Raw genomic sequence first — 7,214 nt, 5'->3', positions numbered from 1 at the left:
GGACGGGGTCGGCGATGCGGTCCGCGCGGGCCGGCTCGCCGTCGAGCCACCGGTAGACCGACCAGGCGTACGGGTAGCCCGCGCCGGGTTCGCCCTTCGCCAGCGGTACGGGGATCGGCAGCGGGAGCCGGGGGGCGAACTCCGGCAGCCACCGGTGCTCCTTGTCGACCGCCTGCGCGTACTCGGCCGCACTGGGCAGCCGCACCAGCATGTCGGCGCCGAGGTGGAAGGTCCGGTTGTCCCAGCCGCCACTGGCGACGGGGCGGACCGGGAGCCCGGCCCACTGGGGCAGCTGCTGCCCGATGAGGGAGCGCACCTGCTCCGTCTCGACGGTGAGGCGCCGGGGCACGGGGCCGAGATCCGGTGTGTTGCTCAACACGACTTCCTGTCAGGCGAAGAGCGGGAGGGGGTCAGGCGGGGTGAACGGACGGCTCGGGCCGCTCGGCCTCCTCCCGGTCCGTACGCGACGCCCAGGCGACCATCGGGCCGGTGACCGCCGCCGCGGCGGCGAACACGCCCGCCAGCACGAGCCAGCCGGGCGGCCCGCCGGTCACCACCAGGAACGAGAGCGCGGCCGGGCCGGCGATCCAGCTCAGCTGCCCGCCGAGCCCGAACACCGCGACGTACTCCCCGCGCCGGCTCTCCGGCGCCAGCCCGTAGCGGATGGCCCAGGTCCCCGCGGACGTCAGGAGTTCGCCGGCGGTCAGCGCGACGATGCCCACGGCCAGGGCGGCGCCGGTGGCCAGCCCTTCGGTGGTGCCGGACACGGCGAAGGCGACGCAGCAGACGACCAGGGCGACGCCGGCCCGGGCCCACGCCCGCGCGCCGTTGCCCGGCGTCTCCACGCCGCGGCTCGCCCGGATCTGGAACAGGACGCACAGGCCCATGTTCGTCAGCATGGTGCCGGCCACCAGCCATGTCGGCCCGTCGGTCTGCGAGACGATCCACAGCGGCAGCAGGACCGACAGGACCGGTCCGTGGAGGTTGTAGACGCCGTTGAGCACGGCGAGGGCCACGAAGGACCGGTCGCGTATGGCCACCGGCCGGCGGCGGGCGGCCCGTTCGGCCGGGCGGTGCGGGTGGTCGACATGGGGCACCGCCCAGGCGATGAGCCCTGCCTCGATCGCGGTGACGGCGGCGGCGGCGAGGACGATCGCCAGGTAGCCGGAGCGGGATTCCAGCGAGATGGCCACGCCGGCGATGGCCGCGCCCACGGCCATGCCGATGTTGGACGTGGTCCGCAGGTACGCCCTTCCGCGCGCCCGGTCGCCCGCCGGGAAGAGGTCGCCGAAGTAGCGGCCGGCGCCGGCGCTGCCGAGCCCGCTGACCAGCAGTTCGAGGATGACGACGAGCTGGAACTGCCAGTACGTGTGGGCGAGGGGGTAGAGGAGGAAGGCCAGGGCGCCGGCCGTGGCGCCGACCAGCCAGACGCGGCGGCCGCCGAAGCGGTCGGCCAGCATGCCGAACGGCATCATCGTCGCGGTGCTGATGAGCCAGGCGATCGAGATCCCCAGGCCGACGCGCCCCGGTGAGAGGCCGATGTACTCGGTGAAGAACACCGCGCTGCCGGTCAGGTACAGGCCGGTGGAGACGCCGCTGAACATCGAGCGGAGCAGGATCACGGGGGAGATGCCGGCGGGCGGTTTCATCCGGCACCTCCCGGCGGGCGGCGGGCCGGGTCAGCAGAAGAAGGCACAGCCGGTCCTGGTGTGCTCGTTGCCGCCGAGGGGGCCCGACTGCGAGAGCGGGCGGCCGCGTACGGAGGAGCCGCTGTGTCCGGCGGCGCCGAAGAAGACCTGCCACAGCACGGTCCAGTCGTCCGGTTCCGCCGTCTCCGGGTCGATCACCGTCTCGGGGAGCGGGCGGACCCGCTCCTGCACCACGTAGTCGGGGCGCGACGGTGATTCGAGCACGGTCCGCCACTCCGACTCGCCGACCTGGTCGCCGATGACGACGCCCTGGCTGGCGTACAGGCTGGCGGGCTTGAGCACGAGTTCCGTACGCCGGGAGAGGCACTCCTTCAGCAGGACGGCGCGGTCGTTGTGCGGGACGGTGCGGAACGCCGGTCCGAGCAGCCGGGTCCACGGCACGATCCGGTCGATGCAGGCGATCTCGGCGCTGGACAGCTTCGCCCGTACCGCGGGCTCGAAGAGCAGGCCGAGCGCCGCCTTGCTGTCGTGGATCTCCGGGTCGAACGGGGTGAACAGCGCCGTGCGGCCGCTCCGGTGGGCCTCCACCAGGGCCCGCAGCTTGGCCATGCCCTGCGGTTCCAGCGGGATGTGGCGTACGAAGAACATGCGCAGCACGACGTCGACCGGGCGGCCCCGCAGGGTGGCCTTGCCGTCGGCGAAGCCGAGGTCGCCGAGTTCGCCGTGGATCGCGTCGACGCCCCGGGAGCGGAGCGCGGGCATGAGCCGGCGGGCGCTGTGCTCGGAGCCCGACTCCTCGACGATCGCGACGACCGGGGAGTCGGCCCCGGCCGTCGTACGGCCCGCGGCGAGCAGGTCGTCCGCGAGGCCCCGCATCGGGTCGGCCCAGGTGAGCCCGAACTCCTCGGCGAACCGGCCGAACGCGGACGTCCGCAGCAGCGCGCCGTTCAGCGTCGTCGTCAGCCGGCCTCCGAGCACGCTGCCCATGTTCAGCTCCAGCACCCGGTAGCCGTCCGGCGTGCGGAACACGTCGGCGCGGCCGTAGTCGATGCTGACGCCGGAGTCCCACGGGCCTTCGGGCGTCCCGGAGCCGACGATCCCGGCGAGCATCGCGGCCAGCAGATCGCCGTCGTAGCCCTGCGCCCTCAGGTACTCCTCGACGCTGCCACCGAAGCAGCGGCCGGGCAGGTCGTCCATGACCGCGATCGTCGCCCGGATGTCGGCGGTCAGGCTCCGCAGGCTGTCGAGCCGGGCGAACACGGGGCGCGCGATGGCGTCGTCGGCGTAGTGCGCGGCGGGCTCGGCGGGGTCGAGGTCCCGTACGCATCTGAGCAGCCGGCTGTCGGCCGCGGCCCGCCGGTTGTACTCGTCGGTCAGATCGGCGTGCGACACCATCGTGAACACCTCGGTTGTCGGTAAACGTTCCACTGCTCAACTGCTCAACTGCCGCTGCCGGGCACCACGTAGGCCACCAGCCGACGGTTGCCCGACCCGTCGTCCTTCGCCACGACCACCGCGTCCCGCACCCCGGGGTGGCGGCGCAGCACGGCGGCGATCTCCTCGACCTCGATCCGGTGGCCGCGGATCTTGATCTGCGTGTCGGCCCGGCCGAGGAACTCGAAGCACCCGTCGGCGCCCAGCCGGACGAGGTCGCCCGTGCGGTAGAGGCGCTCTCCGCCCGTCTCCGGCGGGCCGGAGACGAATCGCTGCCCGGTCAGGTCGGGCCGGCCGCGGTACCCCAGTGCCAGGCCGGCGCCGCCGAGGTACAGCTCGCCGACCTCGCCGGCCGGCAGCACGCGGAGGTCGTCGCCGAGCACCCAGGCCGTCGTGTTGTCGATGGGGCGGCCGACGGGTACGGGCACGCCGTCCGCCGCCGGAGGCACCCGGGTGATCAGCGAGTAGACGGCCATCTCCGTCAGGCCGTACATGTTCCAGACCTCGCCCGCCACGCGGCACAGCGCGTTCGCCAGCGGACGGGCGAGCGGCTCCCCGGCGCTCAGCGCGAGGCGCAGGCGCAGGCTGTCCGGCGCGGCGGAGAGGAACCCGCTCCACGACGTCGGCGTCGCCGCCATCACCGTGACGCCTTGTGCCGTGACCAGGTCGAGGAGGCGCCGTGGGTCGCGCGCGTCCGCGGTCGAGGCGATGACCAGGCGCGCACCGGTGGTGAGCGGCAGCAGCAGCTCCGGCACGGACATGTCGAAGGACGGGCTGGCGAGCGCGAGGACGGCGTCCTCGCCGGTCACGCCGGGCTCCCGGGCCATGGAGTGGAGGAGGTTCACCACCGCGCGGTGCGGCACGCTCGCGCCCTTGGGGTCGCCCGTGGAGCCGGACGTGTACAGGACGTACGCCGCGTCCTCTCCGCTGCCTTCGCTCCGGGCGGTCAGCGGCGGGCCCTCCGCGGCGTCGCCGGCGGCCTCGAAGACGACCACCGGCACGCCGAGCCCGTCGAACGTCTCCTCCGGCGTGCCCGGCGCCGTGACGATCACCTGTGCCCCGGCGTCGCGGAGGACGAACCCGACCCTGCGGCGGGGGTAGTTCGGGTCGACGGGAACGTACGCGGCACCGAGCTGCCAGCTCGCCAGCATGGCGATCAACAACTCCACCGACCGGTCCCGGTGGATGGCGACGATGCTGCCCGGTGACACCCCGTGGCTCGCCAGCGTCCGGGCCAGCCGGCCCGCGTGCCGGCCGATCTCCGCGAAGGTGAGGCTCCCGCCGCTGTGCGCCACGGGTACGTCGGGATGCCGGCCGATCGCGTCGACCACCAGGTCGAGTACGCTCCCGGCCGCCGGTTCCTGCTGCGGCGTCATGGGCGCTCCCCGTTCGCGTCCAGCTCGGCGCGCACCCGCGCGGCGAGCGTCGCGACCGTCGGGTGCTCGAACACGTCCTCGGCCGGAATTCCGACGCCGTGCGAGCGCTGAATGTGCGAAACCAGCCGGATGACCTGGAGCGAATTGCCGTCCAGGTCGAAGAAGTCGTCGTGGATGCCGACTTCGTCGAGTTCGAGTACCTGCCGCATGGCGTCGGCGATTTCGCGTTCCAGGTCGTCGCGCGGCGCGCCGTCCATGCCGGGCCGCACCGCCACCGCCGGCAGCGCGTTGAGGTCGACCTTGTCGTTGGGGGTCCGCGGCAGGGCGTCCAGCACGACTATCGCCGACGGCACCATGTATGCGGGCAGTCGCTCACGCAGGTAGGTCATCAGTTCCGTATCGAGCACGTACGGTTTCCTTCCGGGCGGCGGTCATAGCGCAGGTGTACGACCCGATGCCGAACGAATTCCGGGCCGGGGCCCGGGGGAACACGGGGATCACACCGCGGCGTCCGGGGCCGTCACGCTATCGTCGCCCGGATGACGGCCAGCGGCGCGGCGTACACGGTGAAAACCGAGAAGCCCCAGTACGCGGTGTCTATCGAACTTGCGCCGACGCCGGTCAGCAGATTCTCCCAGTCGGCCGCCGACCGGTACGACAACGGGTATGCCACGGTCTCGTGCTTCGTCAGGCAGCCCGACACGTCGAACAGCGACAGTGCGGCGAGTTTGTCGGCCTCGTCGAGGGTGCGGAACTTGATGGTCAGTGAGTTGTCCGTGAATCCCGGGGTGTCGGCCCAGGAGTCCTCCAGGATGAGGATTTCGCCGCCCGGCCGCAGTACGCGCGCGGCTTCCGCGAGCAGTGCTTCCTGGATGCCCTTGGTCATGTGGTGCAGCGCCACCCGGAAGGCCACGATGTCGGCACTGGCGTCCGCCAGCGGAATGCGGGCCCGGTCCTCCTGGTGGGCGAAGTGCAGCCGCTCGCCGAGCATGACCGCCGGATCCCTGCGGTGGTCGACACCGGTGACGAGGCGGACGCCGGGGTTCCGTCGCAGCAGGCAGTCGCCGAATCCGTTGTTCGGGTTGCCGACGTCCACGACGTGCCCGGTCGCCGTGTCCAGGCCGCTGACGGTCTGGATCCGGCGCCACGCGCCTTCTTTGTCGGTGGTCAGGTTCGCGCCGTGGCCGGCCGCATCCCACGCGTCGCGCGACTGTGCGAAGACCGCGTCCACTTCTTCTTGCGTGGTGCATTCGCGGAGCCGGGCGAGACCTTTGGCCATCAGTTCCCCGGCACCCCGGCCGAAATGTAAGTCGTAGGTGAGCGGCAGGACTTCCTCGGCCAGGTCGAAGGCGGCGGGCCGGTCGCGGAGATCGAGGAATACGCGCTGGGCCTCGATGCCGATGAGCGGGCGTTCTGCGGTGGCGGACAAGCGTGGCTCCTTTCCGGAGATTCAGCATGCTTTCCCCGGCGACACCGGCGCGAAGCCATCCGGGCCAGCCGATCAGCGAACATAAGCCAGCGCTGCGGGCGCGTCAAGGACGCCGCCCGTAACAGCGCGATCATGCAGAGCGGAACTTGAGTCACCGCTTTGTACGCCCCATGCACGGTCATCGGCATGGGCGATGTCGATCTTCTTGACATGTACTTGCGGGCCGTCGAGTCCGTGTGGGAAGGTACGGCGAGTTGACTGTGTGATGAGGAATGACCCCGGGGTGCGCGTGTCTTGACGTGCGTCGCCCCGGCGCACGGGGGCAGGTCGACCAGCACGAGTGCACCGTTCCACCTGCGGTGCGGCCTTCTGCCCGTGTCACATTGCGCATCGCGGGAGTTGCCGGAGGTCGCACATGAAGGAGCGGCGTATTGCCCCGTACGGCACCTGGCCATCGGCCGTCGGGGTGGCGGATCTCGTGGACGGGATCCGGGAACTCGCCTACCCGAGCCGCAGCGGCGACCGGACATTCTGGATTGAGACCGATCGCGCCGATCCTGCCGCCCCGCGATTAATGGCCGCCGCCGACGGGAAGGAACCCGCGGTGGTCCGGTCGGGAGTGCGCTCCGACGTCGGCGGGTACGGGGCGGTGCCGTACGCCGTGCACGGCGCCGCGGTCTTCTACGTGGCCGCGGCGGACCAGCGGATCCACCGCCTCGACCCGGACGGCACGTCCGTGCCGCTGACGGCGGCGGACGACGGCCCGGTCCGCTACGGCGCGCCGCGGCCGGCCCGCGACGGCCGCCTGGTCTTCGCGGTCCGCGAACGCGGCGCGGGGCAGGGCGCCGTGAACGAACCGGTGGCGTTATCCGCCGACGGATCCGGGGCGGTGCGGGTCCTCGCGACCGGACACGACTTCTACGGCGCCGCGGCCGTCCACCCCCGTGAGGCGCGGATCGCGTTCACCGCCTGGGACCACCCCCACATGCCCTGGGACGAGTCGGTCCTGTGGGAGCTGTGCCTGGACGAGGCCGGCGCGGTGGCCTCCCGCCGCCTCGTCGCCGCGGCGCCTGGTGTGTCGGTGACCCAGCCGTGCTACGCGCCCGACGGCCGGCTCCACTTCGTGGACGACCGCTCGGGCTGGTGGAACCTGCGCGCCGACGGCGCGGACACCTCACCCGCCCCCATGGCCGCCGAGTTCGGCAGGCCGGACTGGTGCTGCGGCCTGACCACCTACGGCTTCCTGGACGACGGCAGGATCGTGGCCGCGTACCGGACCCGCGGCAAGGACGCGGTCGCCGTCGTGGGGGAGGGCACGGGCCCGCG

The 7,214-nt window shown here is 72.4% G+C and carries 6 protein-coding genes and 1 pseudogene; 1 reads left to right on the top strand and 6 read right to left on the bottom strand.

All coding sequences use genetic code 11. The features are described from left to right. The 6 genes from H5J30_RS12310 to H5J30_RS12285 all read right to left on the bottom strand — a co-directional run. On the bottom strand, positions 1 to 376 hold a 376-nt coding region (locus H5J30_RS12310), incomplete at its 3' end, for a phosphotransferase (protein WP_181787473.1). A 34-nt stretch (positions 377 to 410) separates the two neighbouring features. After that, on the bottom strand, positions 411 to 1,649 hold the full coding sequence (locus H5J30_RS12305) for an MFS transporter (protein WP_181787472.1): 1,239 nt from the start codon (positions 1,647 to 1,649) through the stop codon (positions 411 to 413). Between the two features lie 30 nt (positions 1,650 to 1,679). After that, complete coding sequence (locus tag H5J30_RS12300) at positions 1,680 to 3,044, bottom strand: hypothetical protein (protein ID WP_181787471.1); 1,365 nt, start codon at positions 3,042 to 3,044, stop codon at positions 1,680 to 1,682. Positions 3,045 to 3,088: 44 nt separating this feature from the next. After that, complete coding sequence (locus tag H5J30_RS12295) at positions 3,089 to 4,459, bottom strand: amino acid adenylation domain-containing protein (RefSeq protein ID WP_181787470.1); 1,371 nt, start codon at positions 4,457 to 4,459, stop codon at positions 3,089 to 3,091. Beyond that, positions 4,456 to 4,866, bottom strand: coding sequence for a phosphopantetheine-binding protein (locus tag H5J30_RS12290; protein WP_309505509.1), 411 nt, complete (start codon positions 4,864 to 4,866; stop codon positions 4,456 to 4,458). The genes H5J30_RS12295 and H5J30_RS12290 overlap by 4 nt, the downstream gene beginning before the upstream one ends. Positions 4,867 to 4,979: 113 nt before the next feature. Next, a complete protein-coding gene (locus tag H5J30_RS12285) occupies positions 4,980 to 5,888 on the bottom strand; it encodes a class I SAM-dependent methyltransferase (protein WP_181787469.1) in 909 nt (302 codons plus the stop codon). Positions 5,889 to 6,303: 415 nt separating this feature from the next. On the opposite strand from H5J30_RS12285, the pseudogene H5J30_RS12280 reads away from it, so the two are divergent. Beyond that, positions 6,304 to 7,214, top strand: a pseudogene (locus tag H5J30_RS12280) (hypothetical protein); the annotation flags it as partial.

The sequence above is a fragment of the Streptomyces phytophilus genome (genome assembly GCF_013870535.1).
Taxonomy (GTDB): Bacteria; Actinomycetota; Actinomycetes; order Streptomycetales; family Streptomycetaceae; genus Streptomyces; species Streptomyces phytophilus.
Note: the sequence above shows the minus strand (reverse complement) of the source record. Positions and strands in the feature narration are given on the sequence as shown.

What these genes read in the sequence shown, in the direction of transcription:
- H5J30_RS12305 (WP_181787472.1), bottom strand. Translation starts at nt 1,649, where the DNA reads ATGAAACCGCCCGCCGGCATCTCCCCCGTGATCCTGCTCCGCTCGATG.
- H5J30_RS12300 (WP_181787471.1), bottom strand. Translation starts at nt 3,044, where the DNA reads ATGGTGTCGCACGCCGATCTGACCGACGAGTACAACCGGCGGGCCGCG.
- H5J30_RS12295 (WP_181787470.1), bottom strand. Translation starts at nt 4,459, where the DNA reads ATGACGCCGCAGCAGGAACCGGCGGCCGGGAGCGTACTCGACCTGGTG.